Genomic DNA, 24,436 nt, shown 5'->3' on the forward strand with positions numbered 1-24,436 from the left:
AAGAAAAAGTCTGCAAAATAGACATACTTTTTAGTCATGCTCGCTTCCTTTTGCAGCAAATCGTGTTATAATAGAGACATGTTTTTACTGATTGTTTTATTGATTTTATTTTTAGTCGGAGTCTTACTCTGCAGCTTGAGTTTCCTCATGAAAAAACAACCAGGCTGGCAGATTGTAAGTTTGATTTTAGGAGGCTTGCTTACAGCTAGTCCCTTCCTACTGGCCGCCTACCTGCTCTGGCTGATGAAAACAATATAAGGAGATACGATGAATACCGCTGATTTTGATTTTGACTTGCCCGAAGAGCTGATTGCTCAGACACCTTTGGAGAAAAGGGATGCTTCCCGCTTGCTAGTGGTTGATAAAGAAACGGGAGCCTTCTCCGACCAGCATTTTGACCAGATTATTGATCAGCTCCAGCCCGGCGATGCCCTAGTGATGAATAATACGCGTGTCCTGCCTGCCCGCCTTTATGGTATCAAACCTGAGACAGGGGGCCATGTCGAGCTGCTGCTACTCAAAAATACCCAGGGCGATGATTGGGAGGTGCTAGCCAAGCCAGCCAAGCGCCTCAGAGTAGGTGCTCAAATTTCCTTTGGCGATGGCCGCTTAACTGCTACTGTGATAGAGGAGCTTGAGCACGGTGGCCGAATTGTGCGCTTTGCCTATGAAGGGATTTTCCTAGAAGTCTTGGAAAGCTTAGGAGAAATGCCGCTTCCGCCTTATATCCACGAAAAACTGGCAGACCGCGAACGCTACCAGACTGTCTATGCTAAAGAAAACGGCTCTGCCGCTGCGCCAACTGCTGGACTTCATTTCACAGAAGAGTTGCTGGAGCAGATTGCAGCCAAGGGAGTCAAGCTAGTCTATCTCACCCTTCATGTCGGACTGGGAACTTTCCGACCGGTTTCTGTAGACAGCTTAGATGATCACGAGATGCACTCCGAATTTTACAGTCTGTCCGAGGAAGCTGCCCAGACACTCCGTCAGGTCAAGGGAAATGGCGGACGTGTCATTGCAGTCGGAACAACATCTATCCGCACCTTGGAGACAATTGGCAGTAAATTCCAGGGTCAGATTCAGGCTGACTCTGGCTGGACCAATATTTTTATCAAGCCGGGATACGATTGGAAGGTCGTTGATGCTTTTTCAACCAACTTCCACCTGCCCAAGTCAACTCTGGTCATGTTAGTCTCTGCCTTTGCCGGACGTTCCTTAACGCTTGAAGCTTATGAGCATGCTATTGCTGAGCACTATCGCTTCTTCAGCTTTGGTGATGCTATGTTTATCAAATAACTATAGGTGAAAATTTATGAATAAAATTGAAAGCAGACACCGTCTCATCCGCTCCTTAATCATGGAGAAAAAAATCCATACCCAGCAAGAACTCCAGGAGCATTTGGGAGCAAACGGCGTCATTGTAACCCAGTCCACTCTTTCACGAGATATGAAAGCACTCAATCTGGTCAAGGTCAGTGAGAACGATACTTCCTACTATATCATCAACAGCATCGCGCCATCCCGTTGGGAAAAACGCCTTCGTTTCTATATGGAGGATGCTTTGGTCATGTTGCGACCAGTTCAAAACCAAGTCGTCATGAAAACCCTGCCTGGTCTGGCCCAGTCTTTCGGTGCAATCTTAGACGCTCTAGAGCTGCCGCAGATTGTTGCTACTGTCTGCGGAGATGACGTCTGTCTGATTATCTGTGAGGATGATCAAGGTGCCCTTGACTGCTTTGAGAAGCTCAAAGAATTCACCCCACCATTTTTCTTTAGTAAATAAAAAGCTGAGACAACATTGCCTCAGCTTTTTCTATTTACGATTTTTGCCTCAATGAAACCCATTAGTGAATCAGCAAGCCATATTTGACTAGAGCAATGCATTACCGAAGATAGTTTCAAAAAGTCAGCATTTAAGGTGTCGTAGCCAAACGATAAATAGCCCCTGCGTAAATATCCATTGCCCGATATAGATCAGCTAAGAGCAATCGTTCATTGACCTGATGCTCTGTCTGATCAGCTCCCGGAAAGAGAGCGCCGAAGGCAACACAGTTAGGCATCGTACGAGCAAAGGTCGCTCCGCCAGAAGACATAGCTGGACTGTTGTCTCCTGTTTTCTCCTGATAAATTGCCATCAGAGTGCTGACCAACTCGCTGTCCAAAGGTATGTATAGCGGAGCCAAGTAATCAAACTCCTGATAGGTCAGCCCGTATTGACTGGCTATTTCTGCCAGCTTTTCAACCAACTTATCCTTGTCTGCCAAGACCGGAATCCGCATGTCAATCCGAATCTCAGAGCGGTCAGAGCTTAAAGTCAGACCAGCAACATTAAAGGAAAGAAAGCCCGTCGGTTCATCAGACACAGGACCAAAGAGATGGCTGCCTGTCGCATCTTCACCAACCGCCTGATCAAGAAAGGCAAGAGCCGGATGCGAATCCAGGGACTGCAAGACCTTGGCTAGGCGAATAATAGCATTGACTCCTTGAGCGGCATCCTTAGCGTGCTTGGGCAAGCCGATAACCGTTACTTCTTCTGCCGTTCGCTCATATTCATAGCCTAAACCTTCCAAGCCAGCAACGACTGACTCCAGTAAGTCACCTGAATAGGAAGCCTTGGCAGGAACAACATTAAAAGCTTGACCAGCTTCGAGCTCTAAAGTATCAGAGCCAGGTCCTTCTAGCTTAAGCTGCAGAAGCCCCTTCTCAGCATAGGTCAAAGGGAAGGAAGAGTCTGGTGCAAAGCCAAGTGTAGCCTGCTCTTCTAGCTGGTTGTATCTACCCATACAACGCCAAAGTGTCTCCTCATCTGTACCAAAGATAAAGCGAACCCGCTTTTTAAATTCCACTCCACTGTCCAGCAATGCTTTTACAGCATAAAGAGCGGCCATGGAAGGTCCCTTGTCGTCCTGCACCCCACGACCAAAAATCCAGCCATCTTTGACAGTGGCTTCAAAAGGCGGCGTCTGCCAGTCCGACTCATCACCTGATGGAACAACATCCAAATGACAGAGAACGGCCAGGAGCTGGGCTCCATGACCGATTTCTGCATATCCGTAATAACCTTTAGGGTCGAGGTAGGTTGTAAAACCTAGCCCCCGACAGATTTCCAAAGTTTTTTCTAGGACATCTTGGATAGCTTGTCCAAAAGGTGTTCCATTTTGACATTCCTTCAGTACTGAAGGATAGGAAACGATTGTTTTCAAAGATTCAAGAAAATCTTCTTTAACTTCTTCCGTTATAAAATTTTTCATGGAATCACCTCAGCTTCTAGCTTATAGGAACGGTAAGAAAGTTCCTAGGAGTAAGAGACCAATACTGATCGCAATGATAGCTACAATCAGCTTACCGATAAATTTCCACCAAGTGCCGATATTGATACGTCCGAGTGCCAAAGCTCCCATAACGATACCAGAAGTTGGAGCAACCAGGTTCAGCACACCTGAAGCAGACTGGTAAGCTGTGATGATTAAGCTTGCCTTGACATTGACAAATTCTCCCAACGGAGCCATGATTCCCATAGTTGCACTGGCCAGACCAGATGATGATGGGATAAGGAAGGACATTGGCAGGTAGAAAATGTAGGTCAAGACGATGAATACTTGTGATGACAGACCGCTGAGTCCTTGTTTACCCCAGTTGAGAATTGTGTCTGTAATCATACCGTCATTCATGATAACTTGGATACCACGAGCGATTGCTACAATCAGGGCTACGCTAAGCAGGTCAGCCGCACCGTTCATAAAGGCAGAGATAATCTTATCTTCCTTGAGACCGTAAACAGCGCCAATCAAAATTCCCATGAAGGCAAAGAGCATAGCTCCTTCTGGGAAGTACCAAGTACCCAGTGCGGAAGTAGATGAACCAATAATCTTACCGAGTACTGGAAGACCTGTCAGCCAGGTATTGACATCCTTAAAGATAGTAATACCGAGATCTGTCCAAGGAATGAAACTCAATACCATAAGGACAAATGTCAAAATGAACAATACTAAGACAAGTCTTTGTTTTTTGCTCAGAGTTGACTCAACAGATGAAGAAGTTTCAACGTTGAAGTGTTTCAAATCTTCTTCGCGAGTACTGTAAACCAGTGACTTGGTCGGATCCTTTTGAATCTTATCCGCATAGCGATAAACAAACCAAGTACTGAGAGCTGTCATGACAAACAAGAAGATAAGACGGAGAGCAATCCCTTCACCGGTACCAACACCAGCAGTCGCTGAAGCGATACCAGTTGCAAATGGATTTAGCGTAGAAGCCAAACATCCGATTTGCGAACCAAGCAAGATAATAGCCACCCCAGTCAGACTGTCAAAACCAACCGCCATCATCACCGGCACCAAAAGCGGATAGAAGGCCATGGTTTCCTCACCCATACCATAGGTAGTACCACCGAGGGCAAAGAGAGGCATCAAGACAACAATCAGCATCTTTTCGCGACCCTTGTACTTCTTAACAATAGAGGCAATTCCCACATCCAAAGCGCCAGTTTCATTGACAACACCAAGGAAACCACCAACCATGAGGATGAAGAAGGCAACATCTATCGCAGCAGTAGTCTCCTTAATCAAGGATCCTTCTTCTGGATGCGTACCCAGCATAGCACGAATCGGTGCCATCAGGACATCCCAAATCCCTTGTGGATTTTGTGGCTGAGGCTGATAAACACCTTTTACAAAAGCCCCTGCTGGGATAATCCAAGTCAGCACTGCCATAATGGCAATGATTATCAACAATACGGTGTAAGATGAAGGCATCTTAAACCCTTTTTTTGTTTTTTCACTCATTTGTATTCCCTCCTAAAAATTTTTTAACGAGGTTACGAACCTGCATTCCCGTGTATGAGCAAACAAGAAAACGCTTACTTTGTTTTTATTTTACCATATTAATATTGAAAAAGCCAGTGTTTTTGAAAATAATCATAGGTTTTCAGGAAAAGACTTGCAGCAATGACAGAGCTCAGCTGCTATCGACTTTCAATCAGTTCTATGCTATCCTTTTTCAATAATCGTACCGCTCTCAGACTCAATCAGAGCACCCAGATTTTCCAGAGATGTGATAACTGCTTTACCTTCTGGACGGCCATTGACAAAGGCGATAGCTGCTTCTACTTTTGGAAGCATGCTGCCTGGTGCAAATTGTTCTTGCTTGATGTATTCTTCCAACTGAGCAACATTCACATGTTCCAGTTTTGCTTGGTCTGGTTTGTTGTAGTTAACAAAGACATAGTCCACACCAGTCAAAACGATGAAGAGGTCTGCATCAACCAACTCTGCCAAGCGCTGAGAAGCAAAGTCCTTATCAATAACGGCTTCAATACCAGTAAGATGGCCATTGTCTTCTTTGACGACAGGAATTCCACCACCGCCAGCAGCTACCACTACTTGGCCTTGATTCAAAAGCGTACGGATCGTTTCAATTTCCTTGATATCCACTGGTTTTGGTGAAGCAACAACCTTACGCCAACCACGGCCAGCATCTTCTTTGAAAGTTGCTCCGCTCTTTTCAGCTTCTGCTTTGGCTTCTTCTTCTGAGTAGAAAGGTCCGATTGGCTTGCTGAGGTTGACAAAGGCTGGATCGTTCTTATCCACCACTACTTGCGTCACAACAGAAGCAACATTCTTTTCGATACCTTCATCCAAGAGAGCATTTTGCAAAGCATTCTGCAACCAGAAGCCGATACTGCCTTCTGTCATAGCCACAAGAGAGTCTAGTGGGAAAGCAGGATTCTTCTCAGAGTTTGCTGCCAACTGTTGCAGCAGCAAGTTCCCTACCTGCGGACCATTTCCATGGGTAATGATAAGATCATCCCCGTTTTTTATCAATTTTACCAAATGTTTAGCAGTTTCCACCAAGGCTTCCTGCTGTGCTTTCGCTGATGGGTCAGATGAAAGGATGGCGTTTCCTCCCAAGGCTACAACGATTTTACGATTTCCCATTAAATTCTCCTTAATTGCGCTTTGATGAATGCGCTTCCAATTTATTTTAGTAGATTTTTTAATTTTCAATAAGAAAATGAGCATTTCTTATCATATAAAAGAGGACCGGACTAAAGCTATTAGTCGCAGCCCTCATAGCTGTTGGTAGACGGTTTCTTATATAAGATTATACTTTTGGAATGTAGAGGTTTCCAAGAGTTGCAGCCATAACCGCTTTGATTGTGTGCATACGGTTTTCTGCTTGGTCAAAATGACGAGCATATTTACTGCGGAAGACTTCGTCTGTTACTTCCATTTCCTCTACGCCGAATTTTTCAGCAACATCTTTACCGTAAACAGTATTTGTATCGTGGAATGCTGGCAAGCAGTGCAAGAAAATCAAGTTTTCGTTATCAGCCTTCTTCACCAAATCCATGTTTACTTGGTAAGGTTTGAGGAGGGCAACGCGTTCTGCAAACTTGTCTTCTTCACCCATAGATACCCAAACGTCTGTGTAAAGAACATCAGCACCTTTAACTGCTTCGTCAGCATCTTCAGTGATGAGGATACGTGCGCCGCTTTCTTTCGCAAAGCCTTCTGCCAATTCAACGATTTCTTTTTCTGGGAAGAGTTCTTTTGGTGAGAAGATGTGAACGTTGACGCCAAGGATAGCTCCTGTTACCAGCAAACTGTTGGCAACGTTGTTACGTCCATCACCACAGTATACCAATGTCAAGCCTTCCAGACGGCCGAAGTTTTCTTGAACAGTCAAGTAGTCAGCCAACATTTGAGTTGGATGCCATTCGTCTGTCAGGCCATTCCATACTGGAACACCTGAGAATTCTGCTAATTCTTCTACCATGCGTTGGCTGAATCCGCGGAATTCAATCCCGTCAAACATACGGCCCAAAACTTTGGCTGTATCTTCTGTAGATTCTTTCTTACCAAGTTGGATATCGTTAGCACCAAGGTATTCTGGATGTGCTCCCAGGTCAATAGCCGCTGTTGTAAAAGCTGCACGAGTACGAGTAGATGTTTTTTCAAACAAGAGAGCGATATTCTTGCCAGCAAGATAGTGGTGTTGAATATTGCGTTTTTTCAAATCTTTCAAGTGAGCTGAAAGACCGATAAGGTATTCTAACTCAGCACGGCTAAAGTCTTTTTCTGCTAAGAAGCTACGTCCTTGGAATACTGAATGTGTCATTCTATTATTTCCTCTTTCTATTCTTTGAGTATCAGTAAAATACTGGATTCCTAAATTTCTTCACGTTCAAACGGCATAGACATACAGCGTGGTCCACCACGACCGCGAACCAATTCACTTCCGCGGATCTTAATCAAACGCAAGCCATATTCTTCCAAAATCTTGTTAGTAACTGTATTGCGGTCATACACCACTACCACACCAGGTGCAATGGTCAAGGTGTTAGAACCGTCATTCCATTGCTCACGCGCAGCAGCTACGATATTGCCACCGCCACAGCGAATCAGATGAACTTTTTCCACACCAAGGTTTTCTGCCAATATTTCTGCCAAATCACCTTTTTCTTCAACAATCTTAAGTTTGTCATCAACATAAGTCACAGAGTAAACGCGAAGATCACCTTCGATTTCTGGGTGAATCGTGAACTTGTCATAGTCAACCATAGTGAAGACAGTGTCCAAGTGCATGAACTTACGGTTGTTGGCAAATTCAAAAGCCAAAACTTTCTTGAAGCCAACATTTTTCTTGAAGATATTGACCAAGAGTTTTTCGATAGAAGCTGCGTCTGTACGTTGTGAAATACCAACTGCCAACACGTCTTTTGAAAGTACCAACTCGTCCCCACCTTCGATACGTGTATCCTCTTCACGGTTGTAAACAAGTTCAACATTTCCTCCGTATACTGGGTGATGTTTGAAGATGTATTTACCGTAGAGAGTTTCACGATTACGAGTGTCTGCATACATGTGATTGAGCGATACAGCATTACCAATTGTAGCAAATGGGTCACGTGTGAAGTAAAGGTTTGGCATTGGATCAATAGCGAATGGATAATCAGATTCTACCAAGTCCGTCAAGCCTTTTGCTTCTTCAGGAATTTCTGGTAATTCAACTTTTTGAACCCCTGCCATCGTTTTTTCAACCAACTCTCGGTTATCTTTGATACCACGGAGCAGTTCGCGAATTGCTTTCTTGGTTTCACGGCCTCGAATATTGGCTTCTTCCAGATATTCTTCGATGAATTGCTCGCGGATTTCTGGAGAAGTCAGTGACTCAGCAGCCAGCTGCTCAAGATAGAGCACCTCAACTCCTTCATTACGAAGCGCTTGAGCAAAGTTATCATGTTCTTTTTGTGCATCCTCCAAAAAAGGAATATCGTCAAAAAGAAGACGTTCCAAATAGTCCGGCTGCAAGTTTTCTAACTCCTTGCCAGGACGGTGCAACATAACTTTTTTCAGTTTTCCAATTTCTGAGAAAACACGAATTGGATGTGTAGACATCTACTATCCTCCTTTTTCTTTGCGGTTTAGGTTTTTCTAAGCCCGTTTACATGTACTATTCTAGCATTTAATGCTACCGCTTTCAAGAAAAAGCCTACATTACAAATGCCAAATCCTTTGCTTTTTTCTATTTTTATTTTTATAATATTCTTCTTTAAAGCGTTTTCTTTGAATATTTTACGCATTATATTATTTTTGTGAATATATATTTTTTAAAACAAAATCAGTACACGGTTAATATTAGAATATTTTGAATTTGTTAAGCAAAAAAGAAGCTAATCAGAACCGATTAGCTTCCAGCAAGGTATTTCATAAAATACTCTTTCTCTTTAAAAGTTAATTTTTTATGTTGGTATTCAATCCGACCTTCATCCAAGAGCTTTTTCAGAACTTGATTGACCGTTTCCCGAGTCGTGGCTCCTAGTTTTGCCAACTCTTTCATACTGATAGGAAAGGGCAGGCTATCTCCTACCTTGCACAAATCCATGCAGAGCAGAGACAAGGACTGAACCACACGCTCGCTGGCACTGGCTGCTACGACATTGCGCAAACGAAGTTCCTGAAATTCCAGAATTTGCGACAGCCGCTTGGTAATAAACAAAAGCTGATCCACACTCTTCTTAGAATATTCTTCAAATAAATCAATAGGAATGGAGAAATATTCGACATTGGTGACAGCGCTGGCTGTGTAATGGTAGCACTCATCAAAAAACATACCTCCATAGGGGAAAACACTGTTTTTCTTGACATAATCCATATAAGAAAATGTGTCTGTCGAATCATACTGCTCAATCCGTACATAACCTTGAGACAAGAGGAAAAGACGTTCTCGTCGGTCTCCTGCAAAAAAGATAATCTGCCCTTTAGGAATCTTGCGATACTGAATCTCTACTGCTAATTTATCGAAAAGCTCCACTGGCAGATTGACAAAGGCAGGGTGCTGCCGGATATATTGATAATGCTCCTTGGTAATCATGATAACCCTTTTATTTGATACTTGATACCATTATAGCATAAATCCGCTTACAAATAGAAAATGCTGACTATAAAAGTAATAAATCCTAACAAAACAAAGAGGTATGCCCATTTTCTATTCATGGGCTCTCTGTCAGCTTGTACTTTTTTGGGCAAGTAATTGCCTACAATTATGAAAACCAAAGCAACCACCATTGCTGCTGTTTTACGGATATCAAATTCCTCATTTAAACCCCGATAAATGGTAGCTAGATAGAGCGAAACAAAGGTAAAAGGAAATATCCAGCGAATAAGGTGCTTAAAGGTTCTATTTAAGATATCTTTGGCAATGGTTATCCAGTAAATCATAACTTCTAGTAGCATCATGACAATTGGAAAAGCCGAAACTACTAAAAACTTAGGTAAAAAAGCATTTCCTTTTCCAGATAAGTCAAAGTGAATAGCCAAGTTTTCTGGTAATGTTTGATAGACCCAGATGGCATATAAAACTGGCAAGAGCATGACGCCAAGCGCCCAACCTAATTCTTGTAAACTATTTTTTTTCATTTTCGTTTCCTCCTCCAAGAGATTGAAACCAAGCAAGAATTTCTTCAAAAACAGTTACATCTAAGCTGTAATAAATAAAGTTCTTCTGCTTTTCTTCTATGAGCAGACCGGCTTTCTTTAGCTGAGAGAGGTGGTAGGATACCGTCGCAGGAGTCAGCTCAAAAGCTTGAGCAATTTCCCCAGCAGACTTCGGACCATGCTTGAGCATTTCCAGAATCCCCCTTCGAACTGGGTCAGCTAGAGCTTTAAGCGTTTGACTAATCCCCATGATTAGACCTTTCTTTCAGGTAAACTTTCAAGATTTTCTTGGTCAGAAAGACTAGCGCCACTACTTCTACCAAGAGCAGGGCTTCAACTGCAAGCGGCGGAAGAACGCCTACCTGAGCCAGAGCAGGCGCTAAGTCAATCAGGGCGTGAAGTCCCAGAGCGGCTAAAAAATACACTGGAGCCTTCTCCTTGACCGCCTTCCAAACCCAGAAAGTCAGCAAAATTTGGATGAGAATAGCCAAGATCCGCTCAAGAGCCAAAAGATAGATGCTGCCAGCGCTCATGGAGCGGACATTGTCAATAACTGCTTGAGGAATTTGAGCCAGCGTCTGGGCATTCCCCTGAGTCACTACTTGAGCTATAACCCAAAAGTTTAAGAGACTGACAATACCAACAAACAAAGCCTCAATACCACCATGCCCCAAGCCATAGGCTATACCATCCCTAAAGGTCAGTGGGCGCTTCTTCTGCAGCCAGTAAAAGATGACCCAGCGGGCTGTTTCTTCAAAAATAGCTGCCGCAGCAATACCATAAAGGACATATAGCCAAGGATTTTCCGTCCGCAAAGCGATAGTCCCATCAGCCTGAGGTTGTAAGACGATACGGTGCAAGATATTTTCCAGAACCTGACTAGACAGATAAAAGCCAACTCCCCCTAAAAGGAAGACTAATAGAGAAATGTGCTTGGTCTTTTTAAAATAAACCAAAGGAACAAGGACTGCTCCTAAAATAAGCAGCATAGCAATCAAGATATGAATGGAAATCATCGTTTTTCTCCTGAACTGTTTAGATTTTTTTCTAAATAGATTATACATCTTTCCTTTCTTTCTGTCAAATCTATTTTGGTTTTTTTCTAAATAGCTATCAAAAAATCTAGCCTGTCTAGACTAGATTGCTCTTAGTTCATATTAACCCGATGCCATTCATTGATGACGTAGGCTAACTGACCAACTTGCTCAATTCCGACACCACTGATCTCATCACTGGCCTCGGTGCTACCACCTAAATAAGCCGTATAGAGAGCTATAATATAGGGCTTCTCTTCCATAACTAATGCATCCACATTGAGCGCCTCACGAACATATCCAGGCTTTTGATAGATGGTAATGTCACGCAGATAGCGCTTATAGTATTCACCTGGGAAAGATTCGCCAATATAATAAAGGATATCCTTGTACTTTTCCTGATTTTTAGACAAATACTCAAGGACCTGAATATAGTAGTCCGTCGTGGTCTTATTATTCTCACGGCTGATCGTCTTAATATCAGCCTTGGACTGACCGTAGCGACTAAACATATCATAGGCCTTTTCCATGCCGCCTAGACGCTCTGCTAAAGCGTAGGCTGGAGTATTTTCAGAATAAACCAAGGAATATTCCTGCATGTCTGATATGCTCATAGCACCGTTGAAAGCACCGACATAGTTATCATGCTCGCCCCTATATTCATAGTTTGTATTGGTAATATCAAACCGCTCGTCCATAGAAAGTTTGCCGGCAGCAACCTCGTCTACTACCAGCATATTGAGAGGAAGCTTGTAAGTCGATCCTGCAGTCATAGGCTGGGTGTCATTCATGGCAAAGGTCTTGCCAGTCGTCAAATCCTTATATGAAAATGCAACCTGGGAGGGTTCAATTCCCATTTCAGTCATATAAGCCTGAATGACCTGAGTCAAATCCAAATTTGCATAGTCAAATCGCAGCCCCAAAGCATCCATAGTCGGGCCGTCCGCCTCCATGACCTTCTGCTTCTCCTCTGGACTTTTCTCAACAGGCTTCGGCTTTTCTTCAACTAGTTTGGAATCAGGCTTGACTTTCTCTTCTTCCTGTTCTTGCTCGCCAGACTTTGCAAGTTGGGCAGCCTCTTGTGCTTTCTTTTCAATAGCCTTATTTCGTTGGGTTATAAAAAGGAAGATGAAGCCCAGCAGACAAAGACAAGAAAGGACAGCTACGATAATCGTTACAATTTTTTTACTCAAAACATTTCTCCTAGCATTTGTATTATAAAAAATTATGAGGAAAATAACAAGTGAAACCCAGAAAAAAGGCATTTTAAGCATCAAAAAAGGCAAATCATTAATCGATTCGCCTTTTTATCTATTGAAACTGCCTGTTTATTTAGCAGCAGCGTAAAGTTCGTCAACCTTTTTCCAGTTAATAACTGAGAAGAAAGCTTGGATGTAGTTCGGACGAAGATTGCGGTATTTCACATAGTAAGCATGTTCCCAAACATCCAGTCCCAAGATTGGAGTTTTACCTTCTGAAATAGGAGTATCCTGATTTGCTGTTGAAGTTACTTCCAACTTGCCTTCTTTGTTGACAACCAACCAAGCCCAGCCAGAACCAAAACGAGTTGTAGCCGCTGCAGTGAAAGCTGCTTTAAAGTCTTCAAATGATCCAAAAGTAGCTTCGATATCCGCTGCCAACTCTGCAGATGGTGATGTTTCTGCTGGTGTCATCAATTCCCAGAAAAGAGCGTGGTTAAGATGACCACCACCGTTGTTAATGACTGCTTGACGGATATCAGCTGGGATAGACCCCACATCAGCCAATAATTTTTCCAAGTCTTCACCAATTTCAGGATGTTTTTCAAGCGCAGCATTAACATTCGTTACATAGGTATTGTGGTGCTTGTCATGATGCAAGTGCATTGTTTCTTCATCAATGTAAGGCTCCAAAGCATCGTAAGCGTAAGGAAGATCAGGTAAGATAATTGCCATTTGATAGACCTCTTTTTCTATATGATTATAAAAATGATAACGCAATCATTAGAATTTTTCAACTATTTTGCTTGTAACTCACCCGTCGCAATCTTGAGCAGAGCCAAATCAAACAGGTAATCTTTATCATACAGCCCCGATTTAATTTGGTAATCTGTTTCAATCAGACAGGCCATGGTCTTTTTAAGAAAGGCTAAACTCAGCGAGTGAGCATCTTTTAAAGCAAACTTGACTTGATAAGGATTGACCTTGCGGCCTAGATAGTCGGACAAATCAGATACAATCTGACTCTCAGCTCTGCCATTTTCCGCTAAAATCTTGACTTGCGTAAAGATACGAAACTGCCCCAGCATAATGGCAATAAGCTTGATTTCATCCTCGCCTTGAAGAGTCAAATCTCGCACCAAGCTTCTGGCCTCATCAATCTTCTGCTGCAAAATCAGCTGGGTCAGGTTAAAAATATTATCCTGAAGAGTCTTGGGAATGGCCTCAACAATGTCTTCTAAACCAATCTGACCAGACTCTTTATAACCTTTCAGAAAGGCTAAATTTTTACTGACTTCACTGAACTGAAAACCTGATTTCAGCAACAACTGATCGAAAGCTGTCGGAGCAAATTGTAATCCTTCTGCCTGTGCCTCTTTGCTGAAATAAGCCCGTAGATCTGCTTCCTTGAGTTCTGTAGCCTCAAATATTTTTCCGTCCCGTTTCAGCAGTTTGACCAGACGGCGCTTGCTATCCAATTTGCCTTCTGCAAAGATAACCAGACGAGTTGTATCCGCTGGATTTTCCAGATAATTTTCAAAAGATTTTAGTTCTTCATCAGTCAGATACCGCTTCTTGGCTGTTGTCAAATCAGCAAAATGATCCAAAATTACGATTTTTTCATCCGCAAAAAAAGGCAGACTGACCAAGTCCAACTCCACATCCTGATAGTTTGCTTCTTTCATATCAAAAATAGCCGTGTTCAAATCACCCGGTTGAAACTGAATCTGGCGGAGAAACTGCTCCTTCAACAACTCAAACTGTCCCAAGTCATCCCCAGCCAAAATGGTCAAAGCAGGAAGATTGCTTGGCGTGATTTTTTTAATTTCCTCAATAGCTAACACCGAAAGTCTCCCCTGCTTTATATTTCTTGTCAATTTTATTCATGTATTGATTGTAACAAAAAAGAGTCGGAAAGTCTGCTTTTTTCTTTGCAAACGAAATCTAATTTTTGAATAGATCTGCTATATAAATAGAAACTGTTATTTGCTTCATTTTTCTTTGTTATGAAAAGCAATCAATGCCTCGTTCTGTTAAAACTTTTCTGCGAACGGCAGAGCAAAAAGAGCTGGAAATATTCCAACTCTTTCTTTGTTTATTCATGATTTTCAGTTGTATCCTCTACACTGTTTTCAGCTGGAGTAGAAGTCTGCTCCTCTTGAACTGATGAAACAAAAGGATTATCTTGAACAGGTGCTTGAGTTCCAAAATCCTGAGGTGTTGATTGCTCAGGTGTTTCAGCAGTAAATGGATTTTGAACTGATTCCGCTTGCTCCACTGCCTGGCTTTGTTCAGAAACAGGTTGTTGTGGTTGTTGACCAAACTGCTGATCTTGGAAGCCACCTTGCTGTGGCTGTTGGCCAAATGGTTGGTTTTGGACTGGTTGCTGTGGTTGTTGACCAAACTGTTGGCCTTGGAAACCACCTTGTTGCGGCTGTTGACCAAACTGTTGATTTTGAACTGGTTGTTGTGGTTGTTGACCAAATGATTGGTTTTGGACTGGTTGCTGTGGTTGTTGACCAAATTGTTGTCCTTGGAAACCACCTTGCTGTGGCTGTTGGCCAAACTGTTGATTTTGAACAGGTTGTTGTGACTGACCAAACTGTTGTCCTTGGAAACCGCCTTGCTGTGGCTGTTGGCCAAACTGCTGACCTTGGAAACCGCCTTGTTGTGGTTGTTTTTCATAGTTCAAACCTTGATTGTATGGCTGTTGGCCAAACTGTTGTCCTTGGAAGTTTTGCTGACCATATGAATTTCCAACCATTTCAGGCTTAGATCCTTGACAAAGCAAAACAATCAAAGCAATACTACATGGAAGAGATACTATTCCTGCAATAATATTTAGAACTGGAATAAATGATAGTAAAAAAGGACCAACATACAAGAAAAGAAATGCCCAATGATAACCAGCATCACGTAAACGACGGACAATGATAGCTAAATTAGGTACAAAAGTTGCCAGAGCATAGAGAATTAAGATGAAAATAAAGATTACAGCGAATCCTGCTCCAGCCAAGATTGCTGATGGATCTGATTCATATCCATAAGTTGAGTCTTGAACTGCTGCTGAAAGAATACTTCCAAAAGCAGATGCCCAAAAAATGATAAATAGCGGTGCAGTAACAATAACATGGCATAAAACTACCCACCAATAGTCTGACCGGCTAGACCGGCTTGAAAAATCAGCATAGTGTGTCCAGAATTTTTTATATGCAGCAAACATAAAATTCTCCTCTATAATTTTTTATACCCATTATCTTATCACAAATGCATAAATAAATCAATATGACTTCCTGACTGAAGCTACATGGACATGAGAAAAAGTATCAGTTGGCATCTTCAGTCTAGATATCAGCGTACCGTTTCAATCCTCCAGGAATTCCAACCAATCAAACGAATGGCCCCCTGCTGGTCAGTTCGATAGATAGCAGTATTAAATTTCTCAAATCTTTGCAAAGTTTCCTGATGCGGATGTCGATAACGATTATTCTGACCGGCTGATATCAAGGCCAGTTTCGGCTGAATTTGCTCTAAAAACTCTGGACTGGAAGAGCCTTTAGAGCCATGATGCCCTGCTTTTAAGACATCTGCTTTCAGCTGAGGAAATCGCTGCAGCAGTTCAGTTTCTCCCTGCCTTTCCAAATCACCTGTAAACAAAAATTTTGTCTGAAAGAACTCCCCGTAGAGTACAATCGAATCATCATTTCCACCGTCGCCTGTCCCACTAGGATAGAGAACCTGCAAAGCTGAGTCAAATACCGGAATCTCATCTCCCACTTCTACGACATGGACAGAACTTTCTATCTGCTCCAGCTTTTGAACAAAATCAGGCTGAGTCAGACTTCCTTTAGAAACATAGATTTCCTTGATGGAAAAATGTTGGGCTACCTCCAGCATATCGCCCATGTGGTCGGTATCGGTATGAGTCAGGACCAATACATCCAGACTACCAACACCACGACTTTTGAGATAGGGAATCAAGGTCTTTTCTGCATTGGATGAAGTCTGTCGCTCCTGCCAAGCCTCCTTCTTTCCTATCTCGACTCGTCCTCCTACATCAATCAAAATCGTCCTGCCCTGCCAGTCCCTGAGAAAAATGCTATCTCCCTGACCAATATCCACTACTGTAATCTCATTTTGTAGCGGATGCTTTGTTAGAAAAAATAAGAGAAGAGTAAGTAAACTAAAAGATAGAAGCCAGCTTTTCTTTCTCCGAAAGTCATAGATTAAAGCCAAAACCAAAAGCAGAGTGGCCAGTAACCAGAGGTTGGGCTTCCCAAAAATCAAAGGGCGCGGAGCAAAGTCAGCTACCCAACGAATCACATCTTCTAGTAACTCAAAGAAAAAATTGACTTGAGTGATTTTTAAAAGTGGCGACAAAATAAAAATGAGGGTTAAGCCTGGCAGCATCAGTAGGTCAAAGAGTAGTGAAAATAAAAAAGTTAAAATTACGGACCAAGGCTGAAATTCAGAAAAATAGTAAATCAGTATAGGCAAAATCCCCAACGAAATAGTCAGACTTTCCGCTAAAAGCTTACGAATCGGCGGTAACTTTTCAAAATCCATCATAGAAATCAAAAAGGCATAGGCGCAGGACAAGACACCGCCTGCTGTCAGAAGAAAATTGGGCATGATGATAAAGAGAACCGTCAGTGTCAGAGCAAAATTATCTAATCTGGTCAGTCCTTGCTGGGCCAACAACTTCTGAACTAAGCTTCTAACGACAGAAACAGAAAAGCCTGTCAGTCCAGCATAGATAAATGAAAAAGGCAGCTGCAAGGCATTTACTGTCTCCCTCTTCATCCCCAAACGTAGAAGAATTCTGCGAAAACCATCCAAAAAGAAACCGACCTGCATACCAGACAAGGCAAACAAATGGATGATACCCAAGCTAGAATATAGGTCACTCATTTCCGCAAACTCCGTATCCAAGTCACCAAACAGGAGTCCAGTCATATAATGACTCATTGGACTAGGAAAATTATTTCGAATATAGACCAGCGCTTTTCTGCGCCAGACAGATAGCCAATCGAGTGGATTAAGGCTGGAAATTGGTCTTAGTGACTGAATCTTATTGATTTTTAAGGCACGGTAAATCCCCTGACTCTTTAAATAAGCCTGATAGTCAAAGCCCGAAAAATTTCGTTGCTGCTGGGCCTGTTCAAACTCTGCTTCAATATCAAGGACGACCAAATCTGTCAATTGCTGAAAAGCTTCCTTTTCACTGGCTGATTTGATCTTGTAGAAGACCTGATAAAGCTGATCGTTTGCTCGCCCTCGAAAGGATAGGGAATCTCCATTGACTTTGATCGTATCTGGCAAGACCTGAACCGAGCTAGCTGAAGGAGGTTCCTGCCTAAAGGCCTGCTCTGCTATTTCCCGACAAAGCAAGAAAAAGAGGACAAAAAGGGACAGGAATGCCAAGGCAGCTAGACTCTTTTTGAGAGGATAACTGAAAAAGAGACGAAGTAGAAGGACACCTAGCCCAAAATAAGCCAAGGAACTGCCAGAATAGACTGCAAAATAGGCCCATACAAGTATGAAAGCCAGATAGATAGGGGCGAGGGGTAACTTTTTAATCCACTGTGACATATTCTTTCAGCTTTTCTAAGGTCTTATCTCCAATACCTGACACCTTTTTCAGATCATCTACTGACTTGAAACGGCCACTGCTTTCGCGGTAGGCGATAATGTCAGAAGCCCGCTTCTGTCCGATGCCTGAAATAGTCTGCAGTTCAGCCTCTGTCGCCGTATTTAGATTGACCTTGTCCGACTTTCCACCACTGGCACCAGCAGAATCAGAAGCTCCTGCTTGACGCTGGCCAGTCTGGGTGACATCAGCTCCTTCTTCACCAATCTTTGCCACATAGATTACTGCTTCATCCGTTAATTTTTGTGCCTGATTAATGGACTTAGCCTCGGCGTCTGCTGTCAATCCGCCAGCTTTTTGGATGGCTTCATGGACTCTCGCTCCTGCTCTCAGCTCATAGACACCAGGATTCTTAACTGCGCCTTTAATATCCACAGTGACCTGCTCACTCTCCTCTTCGTCCGCCTTGCCCTTAGAGACAATCTTTTCGCTTTCTTCATCAGCTGAGCTGGATGAGGAAGTTACATCTTGGCTCAAGGCGGCTACCTGATTTTGCGGCTGGTGATTTCCCTTGATGAGGAAAAAAGCACCTAGCACAGCGCCAACTACTGCTAGACCAACAAAGAGCTTGTATTCTTTCAGCTTTTCAATGATTTCTTCAAGCATATTTTTCTCCTTTGTCTTTTTATTCGTAAAAAATTCAAAAAAATAAAACAAGCCGAGAATATTTTCAGCTTGTCATATTTTAAAATCTTTATTTTACAAGTAGTCGTATAGATAGAAGGTGCATTGTTGAAAATAGGAGCTGTAATATCAGTCTGCTTTGCTTATCCTGTATATCCAAGCTTCTAACTTATGAGCTCTGCTATGTAAAAAAGCCAGATTTGCCAAAAGAAAAGCCATCACTAGCACACTTAGAATCAGAAGCAGCGGCCAAGAAATCGACTGCTTGCATAGATAAAGGACCAAGACTAAGATGAGTATAGGAAAAGTCGTCAAAGCTGTGAAGCCGCCCGGTACCCAGCGACGAAAGCGAAACACTTGCATGATATGGCCCAGCAGATGGAGAGTATGACAGAAGCCAATAGCCAGAGCCAGCTCGGGAATGCGAAATAGAATGGCAAGTAACAAAAGGATAAAAGCCAGTAGAAATTCCTCTGCAATCATCAGAGCAATACTTTCAGCAGAAAGATAACTTCCTCTCCTAGAAATGAACATCTCCTTTTGATAGTCTTGATGGTCTTGATTCTGAGAAATCCAAGGCCGAATCAGGATAATCTCATCAAACTCGTGCAGCATAAACAGTGATAAGGTTACAAAAGATAAAAATGCAAGAGACATGGCATCCTCCTTATAAAACATACCAACATTATAACTCACTTGCATACAAAAATCAGCTCCCAAGCAAAATTGCTCAGCAAGCTGATTAGTATCTTATTTTCTATGCTTATCTGGATCCCAGACAAAGCTAGCAAAAAAGCTGAAAATGATGGTCAAAATTCCAATCAAAATAGCAGGAATAAAGACAAAGGCACGTAAAATCCGTAAGAAGATATTGCCTTTCTTTTGTGTCTGGTAAGGGGCTACTTCAGCATCCAGACGGTCAAACTCAGCATGAACACGGCGGGCCACTTCCTCAACTCCCTCATCATTCATCTTCTTAATGTCTGAAATATCAATGGGATTACCAAAATTCATATCCACACGCTCCCCAGCTGCCAAGCCTTTGAGGCTCATAGGACCAGCATAGACCACTGGCATGATACGGACTTTAGCCATCTTAGCAATCACTGCCACTCCTCCCTTGACATCCGTAGAATGGCGGCTGCCGCTTGGGAACATAATCAGAGAACGATTGCTCTTTTTCAGCATATTGACAGGATATTTGATAGCTGACGGACCAGGATTTTCCCGGTCGATAGGAAAAGCACCGCACATGCGAATCCACCAGCCGAACACCCGATTTTCAAAGAGCTGTTTCTTGGCCATGAAAATGAACTGCTTGGGCTTGGTCGCAAAAGCCATGTAAACTGGATCCCACCATGTTCGGTGAGGGGCCACCAAGATATAATTTTCATCTTTTGAAGGAATCTTTTCTTTATTGTGGTAATGTGCATTGCCGTTTAAGGTCCACAGGATAAAAATCACTAAACCTCGCAAATAAGTATAAAACATAAACTCTCCTTATTTCAAACCAAAATTATACTTGAAATTTATTACATCCTTTCCCATTATACCCTATCCCATTATAGTCTGCAATATTTTTCCAAACTTTGGCTGTAACAGCTGATTCTGATAGCCATTTCCATAAAAAAATGGTATCATTAATCTCATGAACAAGAAAGAATTAATTGGTTTAAACCAAACCCAAGTAGATGAAAAGATTTCGCAGGGCCTGACCAACGATTTTATAAGTGACACCAGTACTAGTAACTGGCAAATCGTTAAGCGGAATGTTTTCACCCTTTTTAATGCCCTTAACTTTGTTATTGCTCTAGCCTTGGTCTCTGTCCAAGCCTGGAGCAATCTGGTCTTCTTCGCAGTAATCAGCTTTAACGCCGTCACTGGTATTATTACGGAACTGCGAGCCAAACACATGATTGATAAGCTCAATCTGGTCAGCCGAGAGCTGGTCACAGTCATCCGCGACGGCCAGGAAGTCAAGATTCAGCCAGAAGAAATTGTACTGGGTGACCTAATCAAGCTGTCAGCCGGCGAGCAAATTCCCAGTGATGCTCGTGTAGTAGAGGGTGTTGCCGAGGCCAATGAAGCCATGCTGACAGGAGAGAGCGACTTGGTTCTCAAGGAAGAAGGCGCTGAGCTGCTGTCTGGTAGCTTTCTGGCCAGTGGGCAGATCTATGCTGAGGTACACCATGTCGGCGCAGATAACTACGCCAACAAGCTTATGACTGAGGCTAAAACCCTCAAGCCTATCAACTCGCGCATTCTATACAATCTTGCGAAAATTTCCCGCTTTACTGGAAAAATCATCATTCCTTTCGGAATGGCTCTCTTCTTTGAAGCCCTTATGATAAAGGGATTGCCTGTCAAAAACTCTGTCATTACTAGCTCGACAGCTCTTTTGGGTATGCTGCCTAAGGGAATTGCCCTGCTGACAGTCACGTCACTCCTGACAGCTGTCATCAAGCTAGGTATGCGCAAAGTTCTTGTTCAGGAAATGTATTCTGTTGAAACTCTGGCCCGGGTGGATACTCTCTGTCTAGATAAGACCGGGACAATTACCCAAGGTAAAATGACTGTTGAAGCCTTGCATAGTCTGTCAGATAAGTTTTCTGATGAGACAGTCGGTCAAATCTTAGCAGCCTACATCCAAACCAGCGAGGATAATAACCCAACTGCTCAGGCTATCCGCAAGGGATACGGCCATTTAGAACACACCTATACTAGCGACAATGTCATCCCATTTTCTAGTGACCGAAAATGGGGCGCTATGCATTTATCCAGTGTCGGAACTATCTTTCTGGGGGCTCCCGAAATGCTGCTGAACAGCAATCCTGCAGCGGTTGGAGAGGCTCAAAAACGCGGATCACGGGTTTTGGTGCTGGCTCACAGCGAGCAAGTGCTAGACAAACACAGCATCCAACTGCCTGAAGATATGACTGCTCTGGCTGTTCTGGAAATCACTGATCCTATTCGGGAGGGAGCGGCCGAGACACTAGACTACCTGCGTTCTCAGGATGTTGATCTGAAAATCATCTCTGGTGACAATCCTGTGACTGTTTCCCATATCGCGAGCCAAGCTGGATTTGCCAACTACGACAGCTACATCGACTGCTCTAAAATCAGCGATCAAGAACTGGTTGAGCAGGCCGAAGAAACAGCCATCTTTGGCCGTGTTTCTCCCCATCAGAAGAAGCTGCTCATCCAGACTCTTAAGGCCGCTGGTCGGACAACAGCCATGACCGGAGATGGGGTTAATGATATCTTAGCCTTGCGTGAAGCAGACTGCTCCATCGTCATGGCGGAGGGCGACCCCGCAACTCGGCAAATTGCCAACTTGGTCCTTCTTAATTCCGACTTTAACGATGTCCCTGAGATTCTTTTTGAAGGCCGCCGAGTTGTTAACAACATCGGCCGGATTGCTCCGATTTTCTTCATCAAGACGATCTATTCCTTTATCCTGGCTATCATCTGTATCGCCAGTATCCTGCTCGGAAAACCTGAATACCTCTTGATTTTCCCATTCATCCCGATTCAGATCACCTTGATTGACCAGTTTGTCGAAGGTTTCCCACCCTTTGTCCTCACCTTTGAGCGCAATATTAAGCCGGTTGAAAAGCACTTCCTCAAACGCTCCCTGCAGCTAGCTCTGCCAAGCTCCCTCATGATTGTCTTCAGCGTGCTATTTGTTCGCATCTGGGGCAGCAGCCATGGCTGGAGTGACATAGAAATGTCCACCCTGACCTACTACTTGCTAGGCAGCATCAGCTTCCTGTCCGTCATCCGGGCCTGCCTGCCACTCAACCTCTGGCGCAGCCTGCTCATTATCTTCTCTGTCTTTGGCTTCTATCTATCAGCCTTTGTCCTGCAGCACCTTTTGGAAATTGCAACGCTGACAGCCGCAACTTTGCCAGTCTATCTGATTCTCATGGTTGTTTTCGGACTTGTCTTTGTTACCTGCACCATCAAGCAGAAATACAGATTTGATTAAGAGCTAGCTAAAAAAGATTGTCATTTAAGCTCATGAAAACATGCGAGAGCCTTCGCATGTTTTTTAATTGTGCAAAAACTTCCCATATCCCTTTGGAATCCTTGCTAAATCATGCTATAATTGACTTATGAACGAAGCAAAACTAAAAGACGGAGAACGAGTCAACCAGCTCTTTTCGACGGATGTCAAGATTATTCAAAATAGTGAGGTCTTCAGCTATTCGGTAGACAGCGTGTTGCTTTCCCGCTTTCCCAAACTGCCCCAGCGGGGGTTGATTGTCGATCTCTGTGCTGGAAATGGGGCTGTCGGACTTTTTGCCAGCACTCGCACCAAGGCTCAGATTCTCGCAGTCGAGATCCAGGAACGTTTGGCAGACATGGCCGAGCGCTCCATCGAGCTCAATGATTTGACTCAGCAAATGCAGGTCATTCAGGACGATCTGAAAAATCTAGGACGCTATATCACTGGCAGCAAGGTTGATATGATTCTCTGCAATCCGCCATATTTCAAGGTTGACAAGAAATCCAATCTCAATGAAAGCCAGCACTACCTTTTAGCCCGCCATGAAATCTCAACCAATCTGGAAGAGATTTGCAAGATTGCCCAACGAGTCCTCAAATCTAATGGTCGGTTGGCCATGGTTCATCGACCAGAACGCTTTTTAGATATTTTAGATACCATGCAAGCCCACAACCTGGCTCCCAAGCGCATCCAGTTTGTCTATCCAAAGTTGGGTAAAGAGGCCAATATGCTGCTTATCGAAGCTATTAAAGATGGTTCCCGCGACGGTCTAAAAATCCTGCCCCCTCTCTTTATTCACAATCAGGACGGCAGCTACACTCCGGAGATTCACGAGATTTACTATGGAAAATAAAGCCTATATGTACGTGCTTGAATGCGGGGACGGCTCCCTCTATACTGGCTACACAACGGATGTCCAAGCCCGACTCAAAAAACATCAAGCTGGCAAAGGAGCCAAGTACACCCGTGCTCGCCTGCCAGTTACCTTACTTTACCAAGAGGAACACCCTAATAAGCCGGCTGCCATGTCGGCTGAAGCACTTTTTAAAAAGAAAACTAGACAAGCCAAACTGGCTTACATCAAAGAAAGGACTCAAAATGCCTGAAATCCAGTTTAAAGGCGACTTTCATCATATCGAAATTTCCCCAGACAGCCAGCTTGATATCGGTCAAGATGTCATTTTCCAATCTTTTACCAGCCTCAATGTAGCCAGCGGCGCACAACTCAAGCTAGGAACCAGGGCTTTCTTTAACGACCATTGTACTGTCCGCTGTCAGCACTCTATCGAAATCGGCAAGGACACCATGTTTGGTGATGGGGTCCGCATTTTTGACCATAATCATCAGTATTCTAATTATCACATTGAGAAGATTGATTTTACTGTTGCGCCAGTCAAGATTGGAGCTAACTGCTGGATTGGGGCCAATACTGTGATTCTCAAAGGTGTGACCATTGGCGATAATGTCATCATTGGAGCCAACAGCTTGATTTTCCAGGATATTCCCAGCAACTCTATCGCTATGAGCAAGGAAGAACTTATCATTAAGGAGCGTCCACAGGGCAATTTCCATGCCTTTACGCTGACAGCTTCTGATACCTTGGAACAATTGGCTTATTTAGCAGAAAATCTGCCAGAATTAGAATTTCACATAGCTGCTAAGACCAATATTTCTCCTTACTTAGCCAGCTTTAATGACTATCCCAATATCAACCTCTACACCAATATCCACCAGGATGACTTTATTGAAGACTTGCTCGATAGGGCGGATATTTACTTGGATATCAATCACTGGGGAGAAGTCGACCAGATTGTTCAAAGAGCTATCAGCAAGGGGAAGCCAGTTTTGGCTTTCAGCCAAACTGCCCACCAGCCTGAAGAAAATACTTTACTTTTCGAATCGGACCAACCCCAGCAAATGGCTGATGAAATAAGAAAAATAATGAAAGAAAAGGCTAGGACATAAAGATCCTAGCCTTTCTT

The 24,436-nt window shown here is 43.3% G+C and carries 25 protein-coding genes; 7 read left to right on the plus strand and 18 right to left on the minus strand.

Going from position 1 to position 24,436, the window contains the following annotated elements:
• Positions 1-78 precede the first annotated feature (78 nt).
• The 3 genes from HMPREF9378_RS11195 to HMPREF9378_RS05880 are packed head-to-tail and all read left to right on the plus strand — an operon-like array spanning position 79 to position 1,783.
• Positions 79-258, plus strand: a complete 180-nt coding sequence (locus HMPREF9378_RS11195; RefSeq protein WP_002897949.1) for a hypothetical protein — start codon at positions 79-81, stop codon at positions 256-258.
• A gap of 9 nt (positions 259-267) precedes the next feature.
• Positions 268-1,296 (plus strand): tRNA preQ1(34) S-adenosylmethionine ribosyltransferase-isomerase QueA, encoded by a 1,029-nt coding sequence (gene queA, locus HMPREF9378_RS05885; protein WP_002913767.1) that lies wholly within the window; start codon positions 268-270, stop codon positions 1,294-1,296.
• 16 nt (positions 1,297-1,312) lie between these two features.
• Complete coding sequence (locus HMPREF9378_RS05880; RefSeq protein WP_002913769.1) at positions 1,313-1,783, plus strand: arginine repressor; 471 nt, start codon at positions 1,313-1,315, stop codon at positions 1,781-1,783.
• A 130-nt stretch (positions 1,784-1,913) separates the two neighbouring features.
• Here HMPREF9378_RS05880 and HMPREF9378_RS05875 read toward each other — a convergent pair whose 3' ends face one another.
• From HMPREF9378_RS05875 to HMPREF9378_RS05795, 18 genes are all read right to left on the minus strand, one after another.
• Entirely contained in the window at positions 1,914-3,251 is a 1,338-nt protein-coding gene (locus tag HMPREF9378_RS05875; protein ID WP_002913771.1) for a dipeptidase, read from the minus strand.
• Between the two features lie 21 nt (positions 3,252-3,272).
• Positions 3,273-4,784: a YfcC family protein gene (locus tag HMPREF9378_RS05870; protein WP_002896071.1), complete on the minus strand. Its 1,512-nt coding sequence runs from the start codon at positions 4,782-4,784 to the stop codon at positions 3,273-3,275.
• 204 nt (positions 4,785-4,988) lie between these two features.
• The gene (arcC, locus tag HMPREF9378_RS05865; protein ID WP_032908858.1) at positions 4,989-5,936 is read right to left on the minus strand and encodes a carbamate kinase; all 948 of its coding nucleotides are present in this window, start codon (positions 5,934-5,936) and stop codon (positions 4,989-4,991) included.
• 166 nt (positions 5,937-6,102) lie between these two features.
• Entirely contained in the window at positions 6,103-7,119 is a 1,017-nt protein-coding gene (gene argF, locus HMPREF9378_RS05860) for an ornithine carbamoyltransferase (protein ID WP_002900826.1), read from the minus strand.
• A gap of 50 nt (positions 7,120-7,169) precedes the next feature.
• Positions 7,170-8,399, minus strand: coding sequence for an arginine deiminase (gene arcA, locus HMPREF9378_RS05855; protein ID WP_002897955.1), 1,230 nt, complete (start codon positions 8,397-8,399; stop codon positions 7,170-7,172).
• A 26-nt stretch (positions 8,400-8,425) separates the two neighbouring features.
• On the minus strand, positions 8,426-8,584 hold the full coding sequence (locus HMPREF9378_RS11665; protein WP_002900827.1) for a hypothetical protein: 159 nt from the start codon (positions 8,582-8,584) through the stop codon (positions 8,426-8,428).
• 104 nt (positions 8,585-8,688) lie between these two features.
• Positions 8,689-9,375, minus strand: coding sequence for a Crp/Fnr family transcriptional regulator (locus tag HMPREF9378_RS05850; protein WP_002897957.1), 687 nt, complete (start codon positions 9,373-9,375; stop codon positions 8,689-8,691).
• A gap of 47 nt (positions 9,376-9,422) precedes the next feature.
• Positions 9,423-9,920: a DUF1648 domain-containing protein gene (locus HMPREF9378_RS05845; RefSeq protein ID WP_002900828.1), complete on the minus strand. Its 498-nt coding sequence runs from the start codon at positions 9,918-9,920 to the stop codon at positions 9,423-9,425.
• Positions 9,907-10,188, minus strand: coding sequence for an autorepressor SdpR family transcription factor (locus tag HMPREF9378_RS05840; protein ID WP_002900829.1), 282 nt, complete (start codon positions 10,186-10,188; stop codon positions 9,907-9,909). Before HMPREF9378_RS05840 ends, HMPREF9378_RS05845 begins: the two co-directional genes overlap by 14 nt.
• Entirely contained in the window at positions 10,178-10,954 is a 777-nt protein-coding gene (locus HMPREF9378_RS05835; RefSeq protein ID WP_032908860.1) for a YhfC family intramembrane metalloprotease, read from the minus strand. Before HMPREF9378_RS05835 ends, HMPREF9378_RS05840 begins: the two co-directional genes overlap by 11 nt.
• Before the next feature lie 131 nt (positions 10,955-11,085).
• Entirely contained in the window at positions 11,086-12,165 is a 1,080-nt protein-coding gene (locus tag HMPREF9378_RS05830) for a serine hydrolase (protein ID WP_282184977.1), read from the minus strand.
• 135 nt (positions 12,166-12,300) lie between these two features.
• Complete coding sequence (gene sodA, locus HMPREF9378_RS05825) at positions 12,301-12,906, minus strand: superoxide dismutase SodA (protein ID WP_002900832.1); 606 nt, start codon at positions 12,904-12,906, stop codon at positions 12,301-12,303.
• Positions 12,907-12,968: 62 nt separating this feature from the next.
• Entirely contained in the window at positions 12,969-14,015 is a 1,047-nt protein-coding gene (gene holA, locus HMPREF9378_RS05820) for a DNA polymerase III subunit delta (RefSeq protein ID WP_002900833.1), read from the minus strand.
• Between the two features lie 251 nt (positions 14,016-14,266).
• Complete coding sequence (locus tag HMPREF9378_RS11200; RefSeq protein WP_004191883.1) at positions 14,267-15,394, minus strand: DUF805 domain-containing protein; 1,128 nt, start codon at positions 15,392-15,394, stop codon at positions 14,267-14,269.
• A gap of 128 nt (positions 15,395-15,522) precedes the next feature.
• Positions 15,523-17,763: a DNA internalization-related competence protein ComEC/Rec2 gene (locus HMPREF9378_RS05810; RefSeq protein WP_002913774.1), complete on the minus strand. Its 2,241-nt coding sequence runs from the start codon at positions 17,761-17,763 to the stop codon at positions 15,523-15,525.
• Complete coding sequence (locus tag HMPREF9378_RS05805; protein ID WP_032911181.1) at positions 17,747-18,427, minus strand: helix-hairpin-helix domain-containing protein; 681 nt, start codon at positions 18,425-18,427, stop codon at positions 17,747-17,749. The genes HMPREF9378_RS05810 and HMPREF9378_RS05805 overlap by 17 nt, the downstream gene beginning before the upstream one ends.
• A 147-nt stretch (positions 18,428-18,574) precedes the next feature.
• Positions 18,575-19,123 (minus strand): HXXEE domain-containing protein, encoded by a 549-nt coding sequence (locus HMPREF9378_RS05800; protein WP_169449407.1) that lies wholly within the window; start codon positions 19,121-19,123, stop codon positions 18,575-18,577.
• 72 nt (positions 19,124-19,195) lie between these two features.
• Entirely contained in the window at positions 19,196-19,936 is a 741-nt protein-coding gene (locus HMPREF9378_RS05795; RefSeq protein WP_002900842.1) for a lysophospholipid acyltransferase family protein, read from the minus strand.
• 157 nt (positions 19,937-20,093) lie between these two features.
• Between HMPREF9378_RS05795 and HMPREF9378_RS05790 the strand changes: the two genes are divergently transcribed.
• From HMPREF9378_RS05790 to HMPREF9378_RS05775, 4 genes are all read left to right on the plus strand, one after another.
• Positions 20,094-22,433 (plus strand): cation-translocating P-type ATPase, encoded by a 2,340-nt coding sequence (locus HMPREF9378_RS05790; protein ID WP_002902647.1) that lies wholly within the window; start codon positions 20,094-20,096, stop codon positions 22,431-22,433.
• 127 nt (positions 22,434-22,560) lie between these two features.
• The gene (locus HMPREF9378_RS05785; protein ID WP_002897979.1) at positions 22,561-23,307 is read left to right on the plus strand and encodes a tRNA1(Val) (adenine(37)-N6)-methyltransferase; all 747 of its coding nucleotides are present in this window, start codon (positions 22,561-22,563) and stop codon (positions 23,305-23,307) included.
• A complete protein-coding gene (locus HMPREF9378_RS05780; protein ID WP_002902645.1) occupies positions 23,297-23,560 on the plus strand; it encodes a GIY-YIG nuclease family protein in 264 nt (87 codons plus the stop codon). The genes HMPREF9378_RS05785 and HMPREF9378_RS05780 overlap by 11 nt, the downstream gene beginning before the upstream one ends.
• Complete coding sequence (locus HMPREF9378_RS05775) at positions 23,553-24,419, plus strand: DapH/DapD/GlmU-related protein (RefSeq protein WP_002902644.1); 867 nt, start codon at positions 23,553-23,555, stop codon at positions 24,417-24,419. Before HMPREF9378_RS05780 ends, HMPREF9378_RS05775 begins: the two co-directional genes overlap by 8 nt.
• The last annotated feature ends 17 nt before the right edge of the window (positions 24,420-24,436 follow it).

This window comes from Streptococcus sanguinis SK1 = NCTC 7863 (genome assembly GCF_000194945.1).
In the GTDB taxonomy this organism is placed as follows: domain Bacteria; phylum Bacillota; class Bacilli; order Lactobacillales; family Streptococcaceae; genus Streptococcus; species Streptococcus sanguinis.